Here is a 19272-nt window from a genome sequence, read left to right as displayed (position 1 = left end):
CGACCGGACTCTCACCGGCTAGATGATGCGTGCTTCGCTGGGCACGCCAAAAATATAAAAGAGCCTGCACCTTGGTCACAAGATACAGGCTCCTCCAGGCAAAAAGCTTGCTTCAACGCCCGCAGCCCCATGCAAAAAGCCGCAGCTTGATGCTGCGGCTTCGGCTTCTGAACATTTGCTATTTACTTAGCGACTTGCTGGCCGGCGATGCGCCCGAATGTGATCGCATCGGCAATCGCATTCCCGCCCAGACGGTTCTTGCCGTGAATGACGCCCGTAACCTCGCCTGCGGCGAACAGGCCCGGAATCGGCTGGCCTTGCTCGTTCAGCACCTCGGTCGTCTTATTGATAACAATTCCGCCCATTGTATGGTGAACGGAAGGCACCGCTTTTTGAATATAATAAGGCCCTTTGCTCATATCCTTCAATCCTGCGCGGTGGTTGAAATCCTCGTCTTTGCCCGACTTGGCGAATTTGTTGACGCGGTCGATTGTCGCCTGCAGCGCTTCCGGATCGATCTTGAAAAACTCCGCAGCTTCTTTCAGCGTATCCGCTTTGTACAAGAGGCCGTCTTTGACGAGCATTTCATATTCGTCTTTATGTGTTTCAACTGTTTTGCTGATGTCCCCAATTTCCTGATTCCACAACTGGTAGGCGTAGCCGCCTTCCTGGGCCAGAATCCCTTTGGAAATGACATCGCGGCGTTCCAGCTCTTCGACGAAACGCTGACCGCTCTGATTCACGAGAATCGCTCCGTCAAAACGGCTGTCCGCAACGAGCGAGATTACACCGGTCTTCGGATTGCATACCGGATAAGTCTGAATGCTCTCCATATTGGTCAGGGCGGCGCCAATCGCCTCCGCCATCACAATCCCGTCTCCCGTCGTGCCCGGCGCATCCGTTGTCATATATTTCTCATCGTATTCCGGATTGTATTGCTTTCTCATCTCGACATTGGATCCGAAGCCGCCCGATGCAATAATGACGCCTTTGTTGGCATGGAAGGTAATGGTGCCGCCGTTCGCTCCGGCAGCTTCGACGCCGATTACTTTGCCGCTATCATCCGTGAGCAATTTCTCGGCCTTCGTATTCGTCTTCAGATCGATGCCCATCTCGTCCAGATGCGCTTTCAGCTTCGTAATCAGTTCGGCTCCCGTATGCCCTTCCGGAATGAGCGCGCGCTTGACGGAGTGGCCGCCGAATTGGAACAAATGATCCTCCAGGAAGTTCACCTTCACTTCATTCTTCAGCCATTCTGCCGCCGCAGTCGCGTTCTCGGCGAGCACACGGACCATTTCCGGATCGCCGACATTATCTCCGCCTGTGAGCGTATCTTCAATAAACAGCTCGGTGCTGTCCTCAATGCCCAAGTTTTTCTGCACCCACGTGTTAGCTGCGTTCATTTCGCCGCCGGAAATCAGCGTGTTGCCGCCTACGCTAGGCATTTTCTCCAGCAGGACCACCGAAGCGCCCGCCTGCTTCGCTTCCAAAGCCGCACTGAAGCCGGCGCCGCCAGCCCCGATAATGACGACATCATACGTCTGCTCGGCCGGTTCGTCTGTCTGGCTTTTGCTTGCCGCCTGCTTCGCGACAAGCGTCAAGCCCGCCTTCGCTACCGCATCCTTCACCGCGTCGATGTAGCCGTGGCTTGTGACCGTCGAGCCGCTGATCGCATCCGCCTCCGCGCTGTTCGAGGCGATCATAGTCTCTCTTAGCTCTTTATATACAGGCTCGGCCAACACTTCGTTTTCCTTCTGTTCGAGCACCTTAATATCTGTAATCTCGTCGTTCTCAAACGTGACCTCTACCTTAATCGTACCGTGCTTGCCATCGCCTTCTCCGATGGACGTTACGATCCGATCCTGATCCCCTCCGTTATTGGCCTCCTTGGCATCTTGTTTGTTACCGCTTCCACATGCCGCGAGCATCGCGACCATGCACAGGACAAGCACCATTAGTCCCGCTTTCTTCATCCTTTTCATGTCCCTTAAACCCCTTGTCTTCTCTTGTTGTATTTGTCTGCAGCGTAACAGTACTGTGCACTACACCATCATGATAGCACAGTAATTAACGTCCATTAGTGAAAGTTATCACTTTCACTATATAAAAGCGTAAATAAAGTATGAACAAACAACTTTGTCTTGGACAGGGACCGCCAGTAGCTGCTCCTCATTCCTGCAAAAGTGCAGGATTTTCGCCTGTATCGCTTGTTGGAAAAGGGAATGCTGCAAATATACAGCAATTTCGTCGATTTCGGTTCGTATTTAACATTAACGGTGTGAAAAGCTGTAATTTTGCAGGAATCATTACAAAAATGCGCCGTCTGAGGGAATAAATGCTGCAAATTCGCAGGATTGGAATCGTTCATGCGTGGCATGCAGCGGCGGCCTTCAGGCACACGGAGGCTTCCTCCCGCGTGAACGGTGCATTGTACCACATGAGATCATGCCGCGGAAGTCCGGAGCGGTGACACAGCATATCCCGGATCGTGATTCGTTCCGTCGCGAAGCCGTCAAATAGTTTGAAATTCGGGAGATACTCCTTCACCGGCCGATCCCCAGTCCAACTTGCCCGCATCTACGAGCATTCCCGCCGACATGGCCGTAAATGCCTTCGTGCAGGAGCCAATCGCGAACAGCGTCTCCGGCCTCACCTCCAGCCCCAACTCGACATTCCGCTGGCCGAAGCCTTCCGCCATCACGATCTGCTGCCCTTGGATGACTGCGATCGAGAGCCCCGGCACCTTCCATTGCTCCATCTGCTGTTGAATGTATTCCGAGAAACCATGTAACTTCGCATGCATGATGCTCATCATCGTTCCTCCTTATACCTTCATTTGAGGCTATTCAACCGCCCGCTATGGCTTCCTTGACTTATGCAAAATTCGCTCTCCTTCGCTCCCGGCTCAGGCTCAGCGGCATCGAGATCCACCCAACATCACCTTCCGGGCTGAAATGATACATTATCGGCACAGTTAACGAAGGGGATATCATATGCAGTCGTTCCTTGATCAGCTTCATGACTATATTTGACGCAGCCCGGATATGTAAGCGTTCCCGTGTTACCGTTCAGCGGAAAAGGGGCGTCCGAACCTCTATCTCCTTTGACGACGGAGAGCCCTCCTTCCCTTCTTTCCCGCTATCCCAGTTCGCCATATCGTTCACATTGCTGTTAATCGATCCGGCCGGCCGGAAGCCAACCAGATTGCGGTACTCAACAGTTCAACACGCAGATGAGGCAAATCCTGTCCAGCCCCCCTGGATTTCATGGTGAGATTTGTCCTTATCCGCAGGGTACAGTAAAATTAAGGAAGCGCCGTACAGACGCACAGATTGAATAAGGGAGGCTTGAAAAAACGATGAAGACAGACACGCAAACCGGGGCATGCCAGTCTCAATACGATCTCGGCAAGCTGAATACGCTGCTGCACGAGGATCATATCGCCTGGAATTTCCGCAATATGGACCATATTTTGCCGAAGCGCGATATTCATGCCCCGGCGGACAAGTTCCGGTTCTCTGAGAACTTGCAGCAGTTGGACGATGTCCGCTACAGCTACAACGGACAAGCATCCACCGTTGCGGAATATATGGACAAGGTGAAAGCCACCGGTTGGCTGGTCATCAAGGATGATGCCATCATAACGGAGCGCTATTATAACGGATATACGCGGGAATCGACCGCCATGTCGATGTCGGTCGCCAAATCGTTCGTCTCGGCCCTCATGGGCATCGCCTTCGACGAAGACGCGATGCGGGACGTCCACGATCCGGTAACGCGGTACTTGCCGGAGCTGGCCGGAAGCGGCTATGACGGAGCAACCATCAAGGATGTGCTGCAAATGTCCTCCGGCGTTCGCTTCAACGAAGATTACGCCGATCCCGATGCGGAGATCTACACCATTTTCAACGATGTTTTCGGGGAGGCAGCGATGCCGATCACGCAGTTCGTGGGCAAGCTGACGCGCTTGCAGCCGCCGGGACATTTCCAATACAAGAGCGTGGATACCCAAGTGCTGTCCATGCTGCTGGAGCGGACGACCGGGAAGAAGTTATCGGCTTATTTGGAGGAAAAGCTGTGGCAACCGCTTGGCATGGAATACGATGCCTACTGGAACACGGATCTGCACGGCAATGAGATTGCATACACCTTCTTGAATGCCGCTTTGCGGGACTACGCGAAATTCGGCCGCCTTGTCCTGCATCAGGGGACCTGGAACGGCCGGCAGATCATTTCGGAGAAGTGGATGAAGGAATCGGTCATTCCCGATCGGGCCGACTTGCAGGCAGGGCAAGCCGAGGAGTGCTTCGGCTACCAGTATCAGTGGTGGACGCCGCGCGGCAGCGACGGCTCGGAGGTGATGGCCCGTGGCATTTACGGACAGCACATCTATATCAATCGGCGGCATCATGCCGTCATCGTCAAGTCCAGCGTCGATCCGACCGTCTTCAATGTTCACGACGGCGAGGCGGTCACGGCCTACCGGACCATTCTCGAACATCTCGGATAACGTGTAACGTGAATGGGCGTACCAGCCTGCGGCGGAACACGGAATGTAGATACTACGCGGGCGGTGCGTTCCGGGCTGCAGCATTCGCTACCCGAGCGGAGGCTGCAGCCGCACTGGCCGGGCAACGATGGCATGCTCCTTCCCCGGCTTGGCCTGCCGATCTGCTTGGCGCTCCCGGTGGCCGGCCCGCTTCCGCTTCTCATGCAGAATGTCATAGAAGCTGGGCTTGGCGCTGGAGCGGCCATTGCGATTCGCCGGTCTCGCGTAAGGGTGCGCATACCAGGAATGATAGGGATCGTATCGGTGCACGTTGATTCGAACATCCCATAACATCGGGGATTCCTCCTCTTCATGATAAGCTTATGGAAGCAGCCTTTGCCTAAAGAAGACACGACTCACGCTTGCTTGATCTCTGCTTCTGTAGACATCGAATGCGAACAGTTCTCTCGACAATACATACCCGCTCTGGTCTCGCTTCAATCAGGAGCAGCCGGCAGCAAACTGCTTCTTCCCCATTCTACTATTTCATACCGCGCTTTGCATCCCGTTCAAGCTCCCATGCCCGGTCTGATTGGTTCGTTGACCGGAAGGCGATTTGCTATAATATCCGTATAAGCCCCATAGCAAGGGCATGACACATTCCAGGGTCTCTGCGCGAACCTGAAGCGAGGAGGATAAAGCGATGAATCCAAGCAAGCCGAACGATGCCAGGCGAGCGTCCGATCCGGCCCCAGCCGAAGAAGCGGCACAGCGGTCCATTCCCGGGAGCTCCTTAAGCGGGAGCGGGGATGCCCGGGACGTCCCATCTGCCGGCAAGGAGACGATGGAAGATCGGGATGCGAGCGAAGGACATAACCTCCTGGAAGTTGAGCCGGGCAAGGAACAGGCCCAAGCCGAATCAGCCGAAGCCTCCAGCGAACAGCAGCCCTCTGCCATAACGCAGCGGCCCGGCGAACGGCCGCAACACGGCCATTCGGAACCGTTAACCGCAGCAGAATTCGAGCGGTGGGTTCAGGAGGACGAGGAGGAGGATACGGAGCCTGCTCCGCGGAGAAAATGGATGGCAAAAACGATAACGCTACTGCTTGCCCTGCTGTTGTTCGGCAATGTGCTCGCGTTCTGGCCGCAGATCTACAATCTGCCTGCCCTCCGCTTCCTCCATACAGACAAGGAATTGTCGCAGAGTGAACAAATCCAGCAATACAAGCAGGCGGTCGTCATCGTCAATGCCCGTGATCGAAAGGGCACCGGCTTCAATGTGGCTGCGGAAGGCATCATCATTACGAACCGACATGTGATGGCGGAGGACAAGACCGGATCGGTCACGTTTCAAAATAATAAGACGTATTTCGCCGATGTGATCGCAAGCGACGCCACCCTGGATGTGGCCGTCTTGAAGCTGCGGGACAATCCGGAGCCTTTGCCCGCCTTGCCCCTGGAGACAGACTCCGGGTGGCGGGAAGGCGCCCAGGTTCATATCATCGGCAACCCGCTCTCCTTCTACCATATCGCGATCGAAGGCAGTATTCTCGGTCTGACCCCGCTGCAGCACCGCGATCGGCCCGTGCTGATGATTCAGGCTCCGATCCATTCCGGCAACAGCGGGAGTCCGGTGCTCAACGAGCAGGGCCGCGTCATCGGCGTCGTCTTCGCCACCTCGACCGTGAAGCAGGGGGAGGAATCCATTAAAGTCGGACTTGCCATCCCGATCGAAGATGTTCGGCCCTTTCTGAACGAAGCCGGTCAGGAGTAGCTTCACGGCCCGCTAGCTTCCTGGCCGCACCATGCACCCGCTCCTCTCCGCCTCCGGTCCAAGAAGACGTATGCAAGCGGCCTGCAGAGAGCCGTGACCAAGACTTCTAGGTAAGCAAGGACAGCTCCTGCAGCCGGTTCAGGGCGAGCTGCACCCCGTCCTCCACGGAGCAGCGGTCTGTCGGGAGGACAATCTCTGGCGCCTCCGGAGGCTCGTACACATCCGAGACGCCGGTGAACATCGGGATAGCTCCCTGCCGCGCCCGCGCGTACAAGCCCTTCGGATCGCGCCGTTCGCACTCGTCCAGCGGACAATCGACGAACACTTCGACGAAGGGCGCCAACTGCTCGCGCGCGTAAGCGCGCATGTCACCGTACGGGCTGATCACCGAGACGATCGGAATAATTCCGTTACGGGCCAACATCCCGCTAATATATACGATCCGGCGGATATTCTCCATCCGGTCTTCCCGGCTGAAGCCAAGTCCCTTGCCGATGGCGGCGCGAAGCTCATCGCCGTCCAGACATTCGACCCGGCGGCCATGCGAGCGAAGCGAGGCCGCGATTGCATGCGCCATCGTCGTCTTTCCCGCCCCGGAGTATCCCGTCAGCCATAATGTGAATGCGTGTTCAGACAATCGTTATTCCCTCCTTCCGCATGGAGTCATGCCACACAGGGATGCGTTCCAGCAATCCCTCCGCATACGTTGTGCGGATTTCCAATTCCGGCATATGAATATACCCGATATAGCAGCCGCAGCTCTTCATCCCGCAGGCACGCTCTGCCGCCAGCCCTTCCAGCCCGTCCCGATACAAGTGGCCGATGACGCGCCGATCCTGATAGCAGCGCTTCACGATGCCTGAGCCCTGCACATAGAAGACCGATTCCCCCGCTGCGCAGGGCCGCCCGAAGCTCTCGTAATCCCTTAGATTGATTGCAAAATAAGGATCGACGCCTTGCAGCCGCTTCACTTCTTCCACCGTATAGTATTCCGGCTGATCCTTGTAGGCGTTCACCCAGACGTATACGTCCTCCGGCAGCAGGCGCCGGATCTCCTCGATCGCGTCGAAGGCGCTTCTGACCCCGACGGTCCCGACGCTGAAGGAGATGCCCTGCTCATACAGCCGCATGCATTGCGACAAAAAGCCGTCCCGGCTTGTCTGTCCCGGATGGTACGTGACCCAGAAGGCCGACTTGTCCCGATTCAGCCGCTCCGTCCAATCCAAACGGCAGGACAGGTTCGTCTGAATGGCCACCTTCTCGATATGCGGAAGCTCGGACAGCTCTATCATCGCCTCCCTGTACCAGCGGTGGATCAGAGCCTCCCCATACGGATTGAAAAACAGAGCAAGACGATGCCCGGCCTCCTCCTGCGCCCGGATCCAGCCCATGAACGTCTCCAGTTGGCGCTTGTCCTGAGCCAGCGTCTCCCGGCTGTCCTTCGTCTTGCTGAAGGGGCAGTACGGGCAGCTGTAATTGCAGGACGACAGCTTCCCCCGGTAATAGAGCACCGCCCTCATCGCAGCTCATATCCTTCCATCCGCTCTCTCACGTCGGCGGAGATCAACTCGTCCCCGATCGCGTCGGAATACGCCATCCCGAGCGTTGTCAGACGCAGCACGCCCGCTTCCAGCCCGGCCAGACCGAGGCGCAGCAGCTGCTCCAGTTCGGGATGCTCCCGCATCGCTTCACTGCCGAAGCGCTCCTCATAGGAGGCCAGCTCCAGCCCTTCGCGATGCAGAATCGCCTTCAGCAGATAGCGCCGCTTCTGTTCCGCCTCGCTCAGCACGAAGCCGTAATCGGCCTGATCATGCCGCTCCGCCGCCACATAGTCGGCGATGATGCTTCTCGTCGCTGCCTGGCTTACCCCGTAGCGCGACGCATAATGCACGGGGCGCGTATACGAGCGGGCGCCGCAGCCCAGGCCGACCATCCCTTCTTCCTGACAGCTGAAGGGCAGAATCCGCTTGTGAGCGAAGCCGCTCACCTTGGAGAAGCGCCGCATCGAGTACTGCGTGTAACCCGCTTCCTCCAGCCGCTGGCGCGCCATCTCGTACAGCTCCAGCCGGATGTCCGCGCCCTGCTTGCGTATCCGATCCGGCTTCAGAATCGTATTTTCCCGCGTGTAGAGCGGGTAGATGAAGATCTCCCCCGGCGCGTAGCGTAGCGCCTTCTCCAGCGAGTAGAGCCATGATTCCGGCGTCTGCCCAGGCAAGCCGTAGATAAGATCGACATTCACCAGCGGGAATTCGAATGCCAGCAGCCGTTCCAACGCTTCCTCGGCCAACCGCGGCTTCTGCGGCCGGTAGATCGCCGCCGCCTCTTGCTCGACGAAGCTCTGAATGCCGATGCTGACGCGGTCCGTCAGCCGATCCTTGAGGACATGCAGCCGTTCCTCCGTTACCGTATCCGGCGATGTCTCCACCGAGATGGAGGCCTGCGACGGGTCCAGTCCCATCACCCGCTCCGCAATATCGAACAGCCGGTTCAGCAAGGGGGCTTCCAGCAGCGTGGGCGTTCCCCCGCCTACGGCAAAGCGGGAAAAAGGCCGCCCGGCGAACCAAGGCGCCCATTGTCGGGCCTGCCGCTCCAGCGCATCCACATACTGCCCATGCACTTCGGCCCGCCGGTCCGGCAGCGTGAACAGATTGCAGAAGCCGCAGCGAGCGCCGCAGAACGGAATATGCATATAGAGGAAATAATAGTCCGTCTCCTCCCGCTGCCACAGCTCCTCTAGCGGCAGAGCGGGCTCGAGGGGACGGTAAGCCGTCTTATGCGGATATGAATACAGGTACGAACGGTACGGGGACTGCAGCCACCGCCGCCGCTCCTCTTCCAGATCGTCCATAAGTCCGCCCATTGACACTTCCGATAGCCTGTCCATATGTCCTTCCGGCAGCCTGTCTATTGGCCCGTCCGGTAGCCTGCCCGTTCGCCCGTCCGCAATCCCCTCCATTCCCCCTTCCGTCAGACTGTCTGTTGTTAGCCTGCCTGTTGGCCCGTTCACCGCAGCCGGGATTGAATTCGGCGCTCTCATCATGCCTCTCCCCTCTCTCATCACAGAAAAAACTCCCGATACGGCACATTCCATACAACCTCGTGCGCAAGGCGATGCCCGTGATAGCCATCCTCGCCATAGGCGGTGCCGTGATCGGAGAACGCCAGGCAGAACGTATTGCCCCGCTTGCGCAGCGCATCGAACAGAACGCCGAGCTGGCTGTCCACATAGCGCAGCGCCGCCCGCTGCGTCTCGACCGAATCCTCCCTCGCGCCGGGAACGAAATAATGGTTCGGACCGTGAATCGCGGACACGTTCAGGAACAGGAACAGCCGTTGCCCCGGATCGGCCCGCTCCAGCAGCTTGAGCGCATGCTGCACCTGATGCTCGGTGGAGCGGGGATTCGTTACCCCGAAGGTCATGCGCCAATAGCTCTCCTGGAAGTAGCCGGGCAGCACTTTGGCCAACTTGTTCTTCTTCGTGAAGAAGATGACCCCGCCGATGCAAATTGTCCGGTATCCTTCCGCCGCCAGGCCGGAGACGATATCCGGCGCATCGAATTGCCATGTGTACGGATGGGTCTTCAGGCCGGTGTTGCGCGTATGGAACAGCCGGACATGAGATGCCTTGTCCGTGTTCGCCGGCGTTGGCAGGAAGCCGCCGAAAAAGGCATGGTGCGCCGCATAGGTGAAGCTGCCCGGCGTATGCCGCTTCTCCCACGGGCCGTCCGCGCACAGGTTCGGACAGTTCGCCTCCTCCAGCTTCGCCACGTCATACCGAAGCGTGTCGAGCGTTATCATGACAATATCGTGAGTGCCCACGATTTGATTCATATCGATCATTGGTGATTCTTCCTTTCCAGCAGCTGACGCATCTGCCATTCGTAGGTGTTCCACCCTTCATAATCGACCCGATAGAGCAGATCGCCGAAGGGATTGATGTCGACGGCATAGGTCATCCCGCTGCCGCGCCGGACAAGCACGTCGATTCCCGCAACCGTCGAGCCCGGGAATGACGCCAAGGCCGCTTCCGCGGTCGAGGCTATCGCTTCCGCCACCCCGGAAGTAATCATGCCTTGGTGCATCGGGCGCCGCTCATTCCGCAGGTGCAGGTTCGTGATCGGGCTGGAGCTAAGCCTTAGGACGGCATGGCAAGCCGACCCGTTCACGACGAGTTGACGGACATCGAATGATTTGCCGTCGAGTTGATCCTTCGCGATCCAGCGCTCCACATGAGCGCCCTCCCCGCACAGCCAATCGACCATGCGGCGGATCTCCGCATGGTTCCTGTATTGCCGTAGACGGCCGGAATTGTAAAAGACGGTCTCTCCCGCCCGATCCTCCATCTCCAGCGTCGTGACCGCCAGCTCAGCTCCGGTCGCGGGCTGGCACTGATACGCGATGACCCCGGCCGCCCCGGACCCGCAGGCGAGCTTGAGGAAGAGGCGGTGCATGCCGCTCGACCGGATAGCCGCCTGCAGCCCTTCATAGCCGGCAATCGAGCCGGCCGGGGCAGGAAGGTCGGGCATGCGTACGCCATGCCGGGACAGATGCTCCCAGCAGCGCCGCTTGTCGAACATGACGGCAATGTCGGCGGGATCGTTCACCCAGCGCACCGGGATGCCGGCCGATGATGCCTGCAGCCGGAACCGGGCGAGCAAGCGGCAATAGCCCCGGAACCATTGGGCCGGATAGCGGATCCGCCCATGATCTTCCGGAAGGCGCCGCGCCGCCTCCGCCGGGATGCTCTCTTGCGCCCGCGCCCCTTGCTCGTCGGCGGACCCGTTCAGGGCGCCGAGCGCGATCAACTCGCGCTCGACTTCGGGATGCTCGCCTGGAGCATCCAGGCGAATGATCGGGCTTCCCGCTCTCGAACGGCGCACGCGGTCCAGCATTTCCTCCAGCGAGGCGGCTCCCTGCAGCAGCTCCCGATAGGTGAGCAGCAGGGCGGGTGCCAGCCCGAATCTGCGGCGGGCCGCCTGGAGGCCGTCCGTGCGCCGGTTCCCGGCATTGCCGATCAGGATGTACGGCACATTCGCAGCCGTTCCTTCCCGCGCGGCAGCCAGATCGGCCTTCAGTTCAAGCTCAGACACGTTCATCGCTACTCGGTCAGGAACGGATAGCGCCACTCGTCTTCCGTATCCTGCTGATCACTGACATCGACGGACAGCCCGGAATCTTGCCAGCGCTTCACCATCTCGTCCGACATGTAATGGTATTTGAGATCAAGATGCTTCAGCTTCTTCACCCGGGCACTGGCGAGCAGCGCTTCCGCGCCTGCATCCGACAAGGTGCCGTATGACAGATCGAGCGTCTCCAGTTGATCCAGAATCGGTGCATCGGCCAGCTCTTGCGCAATCTCGTTCTGAATCTCGCTATCCTTCAACCCGAGATAGGCCAGCTTCGGAAATAAACCGGGTTCCGCTACGGACAACACGTCATCCAGCGAACCGGAGAAGCCGTATTCATCGACGCCGAGATACAACTCCAGCTTCCGCAGCTCCGGCAGCTTCGCGTTCCGGATATCAGACAGCACCTCTACGGGCAGTCCGCCGCAAATAATGACCAGCTCCTGAAGCCGCGCATGCTCCAAGGGCTCCAGACGCAGGTCAGTGCTTCCTTTGGCCGTGAATGATTCCAGATTCGGAAATGCCTTCAGCAAGGGAGACAAGTTCGTCTGAATAATCCAGGAGACCTCGCAGTCTTCATAGTCCATATCTCCGATGAACAGCTTTTTCAAGTTCGGGAAACGTTCCCGATTCGCTATCAGGGTGTCGAGGAAGCTGTCAGGGGAATTCTCGTAGGCTTGCCCCCAGTCGCCGATAATTAAGCTGACGAGCTGCTCGCTGTGCTCTCCGGCCGCCAGCTTCTCGATCAGTTCAGACATCCTCTCTCCATCTTCATATTCTTCATATCCAACCGACAAACGAATTTCAATCATAGATAGCCCTCCCGTGGAGATCTTGGACGTTCCTATCATTACAACAACCTAATTCTTTTTCAACAAATCGGGTAAAAGTCCTGTATCGGTTCCACATTTTGGGCCTGAATTGCCGTAAAATGAATCCAAAGTCACGGGACGGTGGAAATGAATGGTTGATACAATAGAAGTCCCCTCTTCTGTATATTGTTCAGAACCGGGAAGCGGCGGCCCCTGCCCCGCCCCGCGCTGGAACCTATACGAATGGGAAGCTACAACACGGCAGATGGAGATACCGCTAACAGCGACATTGCGGTTCAAGGCTCTTCCGGGTCTTGCGCTCAAGTTGCTGGCCTACTGAGCGGGCTCCGCCGGCATCCTGTCCGAGACGAAGGAGAATCCGAATGGAGAATGCGACGATGTGGATCATCATTGGAATTTTGGTGATCGATATTATCATTGTATTGTGTGTGGTATCCTCTATCTTGCGCAAGAAAAAGAACGAAAGACAACAAGAGCATGAAGTGATGACACGAGGCATCCCCGCTTCCGCCACGATTACGTCTCTCTCGCCGACAACATCCATGATCGATGATCAACCTGTTGTTCTGCTGGCATTGGACGTGGCGATGCCGAACGGAGAATCGTTTCCAACCGAGATCAGAACAGCCATTCATATGATAAATATTCCGAAATTCCAGGAAGGGGCGCAGATCGGCGTCAAAGTGCTGGCGGAACACGGAACGAAGCGTGTCGCCGTCCTTGGCACCGGCATGAAGACCTATTGATCAGGCTGCCTCTCCCGTGCCGTTCCCGAACCGGCCTCGGCGAGACGCATGCGTGGCGCTTGGCCGGCACAACCTCGGGCAGAGGGACGGACATGAAAAAGGGGGGCCGGCGCCCCCCACTTCCGTCTCACGCAGGCTACATCTCGAAGCCATCCGGCCAATGAATCTGGACGCCCTTCTCCTGAATGAAAGACTGGAAGCATTCGAGATGAGATGCTTCCTCATACACTTGATGCGGCGTAACCTGACGCTGCAGCGAATAGGCGACCAGATAGCCTGCCGATTCGCCAATGTTCCATTCCGTCGGATGAAGCCGGTAGCTGCCGTTTGACACTTGGGTCGTACCGATATTTTTGCATACCGGCAATATATTGGTCATCCGGACAGGCAGCAGGGCGCCCAGCGGAATCTCATATGGATAGCTAGGAAGGTAGAACTTGCGGTGCGAGACCGTTGTCGTATGAAGATCCAGATGATAGCTGCCCACGCCGATGGTGTCGGGATAGCGGCGAATTCCTGCCTCTCCCCGCATCTCCTTGCCGACATCGGCTTCAGTAATGGTATAACGCGCCTTGATCCGGCGCGATTCCCGAATGTACGGCGCTTTGGCCATGCCATCCTCGGTGCCGAGCACGTCTGTGCGCAAGCGAAGGCCGGGATAGCCCTTGCCGCCGTCCGGCCGCGGTATCTCCGTCTGCAGCCAGTAAAGGAGCGAGAAGCTCAACTGCTTCGCATTCTCCAGGTGCTGCCGCTTCTCCGCCTCGCTAACGCCAATAATCGGGCCTAGGTAGTAATCGTTCTGCGGCCAGTTCACCAGCGTGATGTCGCTCTCATAGAAGCCCGGCTCGAACAGGGCCTTATCGATAATCCGCCGGTACGTCCACAGCGGCATTGGATCCTGGCCGTCGGAGAACAGGTTGAATTTGCGGTACTTGGTCTGATCGTTGACATTGATCGTATACATGCTTAACAGGGGATAGACGGACGGCGCCGGAACATACTGCCGCCAGAAATCATATTGCTCCGGCTTCTCGATTGTAAAGTTCCCTTCCGGGAAATACTCGATGGCGAATACATGCGTGAATGACTGGATATCAAGGGGATTCGCCTGCTCGGACGCATGCAGCTCGCCCGTCTCGGCGCGGGACTCGGCCCCGATCACATGCTCCACCCCGGCCAGCGGCAGCAGGTCGCCGCATTCGGTCGCGTCGAGAAAGTATGAACCTGTCAAGCGGGTCAACTGCTGCGTGCGCACATGCGATACCGTGACCGAACGGACGATATCGCCTTCCGTCTCGGCCTCCACCGGAATCGTATCGTAGAGAATCGTAATCCGGCCGCTGCTCGTGAACGGCGCCAGCATATCATGCAGTACGCGCAGCGCCACCTTCGGCTCATGGCAGAGGCGGCTGACCCATCCCCGCCCAGGGTTGAGCAAAGGATTATTCGCCGCTTGCTCGGTGAGCGGATAGTTCCCCCGGTAATAAGCCCGCACCCGCTCTCGGATCTCGCGGTACGTACGGGTGCAGCCCATCGTCTCAATTTCCTTATGCTCATCGGGAGGAACCGCCTGCGACGTCAATTGACCACCGATCCAATCCGTCTCTTCCGTCATCACCACACGCAGTCCCATTCTAGCGGCGGATAAGGCAGACGCGACGCCCCCCAATCCTCCGCCGATAATAACGACATCGGCCTGGATGTCATCCTTCATCAGCTTCAATTCCCTAATCCCTCCCTTTGATGTTAATTTCATGTATACTATAGCACATCCTTCCGCCCCTTTTCTCCCCTGCTTCCGATTCAAAAAAGAGTTCCTCCTATCTTTTACCCCCTGCCAGACCTCAAAATACTACAAAAAAATCGTTCGAAAAAGCTAGGGGAAATTTGACGCCATTAGCATTTGGAGAGGGAGTCCGGCCTTAAATTTCCACTTCCCATACAAAAAGCCGGCATCACTTGTATTGAGCTGAATCTGGATACCTATATCCCTCCAGAGGAAGTGCTTACTCCCGCATCGTCACCCTGCATCTCTCGGATTATGACGGCGTGGATGAACGCCACTGGATTCCCGGCCAGAGCATCGTGAATTGGTGGAAGTGCTTCAAGCACTAATGGACAGCGGCTACGGCGGTCCCTTCATGTTCGAAGCGGACTACAAGGATCCCCATGATCTGGCACCATGCTACCAGGCGCTGATGAAGCTTGTCAGCGACGCACGCACGCCGTAGCCCCGACTGTGCTGACCAACGGGACAAGCCAGAGCCGAACTTGGCTCTGGCTTGTTGCTAAGGGGTTATAACCATCCTTTGGACCTTGCGGTCTCGATGGCCTCGATGCGCGTCCTGGCCTCCAGCTTGCTCATGATGCTCGACAAGTAATTGCGAACGGTGCCATAAGATAAATACAGCGCCGACGCGATCTCATTCGCGGTGCGCCCTTCAGCCGCAAGCTTCAAAATCTCACGCTCCCGCTCGGTCAGCGGGTTGTCTTCTTTGCGAATCACGGCAAAGGCGAGCTCAGGCGAAATCTCACGCTCGCCCCGCATCACATTGCGTATCGCCTCGGCAAGCCGTTCGCTCGGCTCATCCTTCAGCAGATAGCCTTGAACCCCGGCCTTCACGGCCCGCTCGAAATATCCCGGCCGGGCAAAGGTCGTCAAAATAATAACCCGGCAATTCAAACGCCGGCGCTTCAGCTCTTCGGCTACATCCAGGCCGCTTTTGGCTGGCATCTCAATATCCATCAGACATACGTCCGGCTTCAGCCTTGTGATCATCTCCAGCGCCTCGTCCCCGTCGCCGGCCTGCCCAATCACTTCAATATCATCCTCCAGATCAAGAAGAGATGCGAGCGCGCCGCGCAGCATTCGCTGATCCTCAGCGATCACAATCCTGATCATGCCGCACCTCCTCCGTCTTTCCCGTTCTTGACGATAATCGGAACCGTCACCGTCAATCTTGTCCCGCTCTCATCCGAATCCAGCGTCAAGCTTCCATCGATCAAGGCGAGCCGTTCCGACATGCCATTCAAGCCGTTGCCCATGCCGTTTCCGCTGCGTAAGCCGATGCCGTCATCGTGCAGACGAATCCGGACCTCCGCGTGCGTCCGTTCGATATGAATACGACAGCTCTTCGCGCGGCTGTGCTTGACAATATTGGTCACCGCTTCCCGTATGCACATGCTGAGCATACTTTGTGTCAGATCCGGAACTCTTTCCAATGTCAGTTCCCCTTGTACCTGAAGCTCGATGCAGGCACTCCCCAGCATTCGCTCTGACTCCACCAGCTCCTGAGCAACCGTGACGGCACGCATATCGGAGACGAGTTCGCGCACCTGCCGCAGCGCGGCCCGGGAGGTCTGCCCAATCTCCCGCGCTTCCATCCGCGCCCGTTCCGTCTCTTGCTTCGCAATCAGCTTCTCGACCAGTTGGCTCTTAAGCGTAATAAGAGAGAGCGTATGGCCGAGCGTATCATGCAGATCACGGGCAATGCGAAGCCGTTCCTCCCGCTTCACCAGTTCCCGAATTTGCTCATTCGCCTGATCCAGCTCCTTCTCCAGTTGCTGGCGCCGGTGCATCGATCGCATGCCAAATGGCGAGGCTAACATGATGGCCATAAAAGGAATGAAAAAGATATACTCCGATACATCAATGGCTCGCAAATGAAATAACATCGGCAAGAGAATGTACGCGACAAGCACACCGTACGCAATAGTGAATTTTCGCCTGTCCCGATAAAATGAGATGAAGTTCGCTGTATAAAAACCAAGAAACAAATAATTGGGATTATAGAACGTGAGCAGAATAGCGCTTAACAGCATCTGCAGCGCAATCCAAGAATCATAGGCCCGGCCCGAAGCAAAATAAAGCTGCCGATAAGTCACGACGAATAAGGCGAGCATCGCGTAGCCGATGGTTTTCTTCACTCCATGCTCGAGCTGCATATTATAAATAAACAGGGCCATATAGATTAACCATATATAAGGATAAAATCCCAACTGTCTGGGGAACAAGCTGAACTTCGTCCCGGACATGAACTTACACCGCTTCCTGCTTTTTTCGGATATACGTAGATACTATCATAAACAGAAGCAGATAGCCTGCCAAAAACAGTGCGTGCTCCCATTGCGGCGTCTCACCCCGCACAATCTCCCAGGCTGCACCCCCGAAATGATAGGCCGGCAGCAACTTCGCAGCCGTCTGGAGGAACTTCGGCATGATATCCAGCGGGAACCACATGCCCCCTGTAATCGCCAGCAGCATGAAGATCGCGTTGCTGACACCGCTCGCCGTATCTACCCGCTTCATCGTCCCCACGAGGGCGCCAAGCCCGAGGAACGGGATCGATGCGAGCAAAAGCCACAAGCCGCAGCAAAGCCAGGCCGACCAGGACAAGGACACTCCATTCAATAGATACCCGCACAGGAAAATAGCGATAATCGAGAACAAATGCATCATGAACTGACCGAACATTTTCCCCGCAAAATAAATACTGCCCGGCAACGGCGTTATTCGGATATATGTGGTCCATCCGTTCTTGCGCTCCTGCACGATGCGGATCCCCAAGGTCATAATCGCCGATCCCATAATGCTGAATGCGGTCATCGACATCAAATAATGCGCCTGCCACCAAGCCTTATTATCCACGCCGACATTCACGATGCGGGTAAAGATAAAATAGAAGACCATCGGCATCAGCAGCGACCAGAATACAAAGTACGGGTTGCGAATAACGCGCAGCAATTCCATCTTGCACTGGACAAATAACAGCTTCATCAGTATGCGACCTCCTGAGTGCTCATCGTCAATTGCTCGAACGCCTCATCCAGACGCCCATGATCGATGCGGATATCTCTGGCCGGAAGCTGCCGCGAGAACATGGCTGCCAGCACGCCGTCGGTGTCATCCGTACGGATATGGATGCGCCCATCGATATATTCACAATCCGACACAATCGGCCACTGGAGAATGCTTGCACAGGAAGCAGCCGCATCTCCCTCAAGCTGGAAGGAAACGGATTTCTTCAGGAGCCGCGCCTTGATATCTGCTGGCTTGCCATCTTCCACAATCTTTCCCTGATGAAATAAAATAATCCGGTCGGCCGCATCATCGGCTTCCTGCAAGTAATGCGTCGTAAACAGCACCGTCTTCCCTTCGGATGCCAGTGTGCGCACTTGCTCCCAGAAGCGGCGCCGCGCCGCAACGTCCATGCCTACCGTCGGTTCATCGAAGAACACCAGCTCTGGGTCACCGGCCAACGCGAGCGCGAAGCCCGCTCTGCGCTTCTGCCCGCCGGACAGCTTCTCCGCGTACATATTCAGCTCCGGCTTGCTCAAGCCGGTCAACTCGATCAGCCGCTCCATCGCCAGCGGCTTCGGGTAATAGCTTCGGAACATCTCGATGACCTCATGCACCTTCAGCCGGTCGATGATACTGACCTCCTGCAGCATAGCGCCAATCCGTTGCCTTACTTGCTGATGATTCGGCTCCTTTCCGAACAACCTGACCGTTCCATCGGTCGGCTCCATCAAGCCGAGCAGCATCGAAATCGTCGTCGTCTTCCCGGCACCGTTCGGCCCTAGAATGGCAACGACGGAACCTCGCCTAACGTCCAGCGACACCCCGTTCACCGCCGTTTTATTTTTGAATCGTTTCGTGACATTTTCCATCTGAATCACGGCATCCATCTTATGTCCCCCTCACTCCTTGCTTCTATCCTTATCATAAATATTCGGGGTTGGGCAGGTTAGTATGGACTGTCATGATGTCAGTATGACAATTGTCATCTTCATTACTTAGCGCGACAAGCTCTGGCCCATTTGCGGTTGTCGTTCCCGTAAGCCTTGACTCTGCTCCTTTTGGTCGCTATCCCATTCCGTCAGATATATCCTGGCTCTGCCCCCTTTGATGTTTATCCCATCCAGTCAGGCATGTCCCCGCTCTGCTCCTTTTGGTCGCTATCCCATTCGGTCAGGCATGTCCTCGCTCTGCTCCTTTTGATCACTATCCCATCCAGTCAGGCATGTCCCCGCTCTGCTCCCTTTGATCGTTATCCCATCCAGTCAGGTATGCCCCTACCTCGTTGCTACACCTGACTACTTGGGATAGCGACGGTAAGAGGCTCAGCACATACATACATCCTCCATCTGACTGCTTGGGATAGTGACGGTAAGAGGCTCAGCACATACATACGTCCTCCACCTGACTGCTTGGGATAGCGACGGTAAGAAGCTCAGCACATACATACATCCTCCACCTGACTGCTTGGGATAGCGACGGTAAGAGGCTTAGCACATACATACG

General features: G+C 56.8%; 19 protein-coding genes. 4 read left to right on the top strand and 15 right to left on the bottom strand.

Annotated features, from left to right (window positions below):
• Positions 1-182 precede the first annotated feature (182 nt).
• From DQX05_RS28510 to DQX05_RS28505, 3 genes are all read right to left on the bottom strand, one after another.
• Positions 183-1982, bottom strand: a complete 1800-nt coding sequence (locus DQX05_RS28510) for a flavocytochrome c (protein ID WP_119796644.1) — start codon at positions 1980-1982, stop codon at positions 183-185.
• A 382-nt stretch (positions 1983-2364) separates the two neighbouring features.
• Positions 2365-2577 (bottom strand): beta-lactamase family protein, encoded by a 213-nt coding sequence (locus DQX05_RS32710; protein ID WP_259392293.1) that lies wholly within the window; start codon positions 2575-2577, stop codon positions 2365-2367.
• Entirely contained in the window at positions 2513-2812 is a 300-nt protein-coding gene (locus DQX05_RS28505) for a serine hydrolase domain-containing protein (RefSeq protein WP_259392292.1), read from the bottom strand. Before DQX05_RS28505 ends, DQX05_RS32710 begins: the two co-directional genes overlap by 65 nt.
• A gap of 546 nt (positions 2813-3358) precedes the next feature.
• On the opposite strand from DQX05_RS28505, the gene DQX05_RS28500 reads away from it, so the two are divergent.
• Positions 3359-4510, top strand: a complete 1152-nt coding sequence (locus DQX05_RS28500) for a serine hydrolase domain-containing protein (RefSeq protein ID WP_119796643.1) — start codon at positions 3359-3361, stop codon at positions 4508-4510.
• Between the two features lie 87 nt (positions 4511-4597).
• On the opposite strand, the gene DQX05_RS28495 is transcribed toward DQX05_RS28500, so the two are convergent.
• The gene (locus DQX05_RS28495) at positions 4598-4843 is read right to left on the bottom strand and encodes a hypothetical protein (protein ID WP_119796642.1); all 246 of its coding nucleotides are present in this window, start codon (positions 4841-4843) and stop codon (positions 4598-4600) included.
• Between the two features lie 349 nt (positions 4844-5192).
• On the opposite strand from DQX05_RS28495, the gene DQX05_RS28490 reads away from it, so the two are divergent.
• Positions 5193-6263, top strand: a complete 1071-nt coding sequence (locus DQX05_RS28490; RefSeq protein WP_119796641.1) for a S1C family serine protease — start codon at positions 5193-5195, stop codon at positions 6261-6263.
• 106 nt (positions 6264-6369) lie between these two features.
• On the opposite strand, the gene cysC is transcribed toward DQX05_RS28490, so the two are convergent.
• The 6 genes from cysC to DQX05_RS28460 form a co-directional block, all read right to left on the bottom strand.
• Complete coding sequence (gene cysC / locus DQX05_RS28485) at positions 6370-6900, bottom strand: adenylyl-sulfate kinase (protein ID WP_119796640.1); 531 nt, start codon at positions 6898-6900, stop codon at positions 6370-6372.
• Positions 6893-7783 carry an STM4011 family radical SAM protein gene (locus DQX05_RS28480; protein WP_119796639.1) on the bottom strand — a complete coding sequence of 297 codons (891 nt, stop codon included), beginning with the start codon at positions 7781-7783 and terminating at the stop codon, positions 6893-6895. The genes cysC and DQX05_RS28480 overlap by 8 nt, the downstream gene beginning before the upstream one ends.
• Positions 7780-9111 (bottom strand): STM4012 family radical SAM protein, encoded by a 1332-nt coding sequence (locus tag DQX05_RS28475; RefSeq protein WP_119796646.1) that lies wholly within the window; start codon positions 9109-9111, stop codon positions 7780-7782. The genes DQX05_RS28480 and DQX05_RS28475 overlap by 4 nt, the downstream gene beginning before the upstream one ends.
• Positions 9112-9320: 209 nt before the next feature.
• Positions 9321-10103: an STM4013/SEN3800 family hydrolase gene (locus DQX05_RS28470; protein ID WP_119796638.1), complete on the bottom strand. Its 783-nt coding sequence runs from the start codon at positions 10101-10103 to the stop codon at positions 9321-9323.
• On the bottom strand, positions 10100-11389 hold the full coding sequence (locus DQX05_RS28465) for an STM4014 family protein (RefSeq protein ID WP_310735705.1): 1290 nt from the start codon (positions 11387-11389) through the stop codon (positions 10100-10102). The genes DQX05_RS28470 and DQX05_RS28465 overlap by 4 nt, the downstream gene beginning before the upstream one ends.
• On the bottom strand, positions 11362-12201 hold the full coding sequence (locus tag DQX05_RS28460) for an STM4015 family protein (protein WP_119796636.1): 840 nt from the start codon (positions 12199-12201) through the stop codon (positions 11362-11364). Before DQX05_RS28460 ends, DQX05_RS28465 begins: the two co-directional genes overlap by 28 nt.
• Positions 12202-12584: 383 nt before the next feature.
• On the opposite strand from DQX05_RS28460, the gene DQX05_RS28455 reads away from it, so the two are divergent.
• Positions 12585-12968 carry a hypothetical protein gene (locus DQX05_RS28455; RefSeq protein ID WP_119796635.1) on the top strand — a complete coding sequence of 128 codons (384 nt, stop codon included), beginning with the start codon at positions 12585-12587 and terminating at the stop codon, positions 12966-12968.
• A 136-nt stretch (positions 12969-13104) separates the two neighbouring features.
• On the opposite strand, the gene DQX05_RS28450 is transcribed toward DQX05_RS28455, so the two are convergent.
• Entirely contained in the window at positions 13105-14724 is a 1620-nt protein-coding gene (locus DQX05_RS28450; protein WP_259392291.1) for an FAD-dependent oxidoreductase, read from the bottom strand.
• Positions 14725-15067: 343 nt separating this feature from the next.
• On the opposite strand from DQX05_RS28450, the gene DQX05_RS32705 reads away from it, so the two are divergent.
• The gene (locus DQX05_RS32705; protein ID WP_259392290.1) at positions 15068-15199 is read left to right on the top strand and encodes a hypothetical protein; all 132 of its coding nucleotides are present in this window, start codon (positions 15068-15070) and stop codon (positions 15197-15199) included.
• Between the two features lie 65 nt (positions 15200-15264).
• On the opposite strand, the gene DQX05_RS28440 is transcribed toward DQX05_RS32705, so the two are convergent.
• The 4 genes from DQX05_RS28440 to DQX05_RS28425 are packed head-to-tail and all read right to left on the bottom strand — an operon-like array spanning position 15265 to position 18656.
• A complete protein-coding gene (locus DQX05_RS28440) occupies positions 15265-15870 on the bottom strand; it encodes a response regulator transcription factor (RefSeq protein ID WP_119796634.1) in 606 nt (201 codons plus the stop codon).
• Positions 15867-17003, bottom strand: a complete 1137-nt coding sequence (locus DQX05_RS28435; protein ID WP_119796633.1) for a sensor histidine kinase — start codon at positions 17001-17003, stop codon at positions 15867-15869. Before DQX05_RS28435 ends, DQX05_RS28440 begins: the two co-directional genes overlap by 4 nt.
• A 4-nt stretch (positions 17004-17007) precedes the next feature.
• Positions 17008-17745 carry an ABC transporter permease gene (locus DQX05_RS28430; RefSeq protein WP_119796632.1) on the bottom strand — a complete coding sequence of 246 codons (738 nt, stop codon included), beginning with the start codon at positions 17743-17745 and terminating at the stop codon, positions 17008-17010.
• Positions 17745-18656: an ABC transporter ATP-binding protein gene (locus DQX05_RS28425; protein ID WP_119796631.1), complete on the bottom strand. Its 912-nt coding sequence runs from the start codon at positions 18654-18656 to the stop codon at positions 17745-17747. The genes DQX05_RS28430 and DQX05_RS28425 overlap by 1 nt, the downstream gene beginning before the upstream one ends.
• Positions 18657-19272: the final 616 nt, after the last annotated feature.

Origin of the sequence: Paenibacillus thiaminolyticus (assembly GCF_003591545.1) — a bacterium.
Taxonomy (GTDB): domain Bacteria; phylum Bacillota; class Bacilli; order Paenibacillales; family Paenibacillaceae; genus Paenibacillus_B; species Paenibacillus_B thiaminolyticus_A.
Note: the sequence above shows the minus strand (reverse complement) of the source record. Positions and strands in the feature narration are given on the sequence as shown.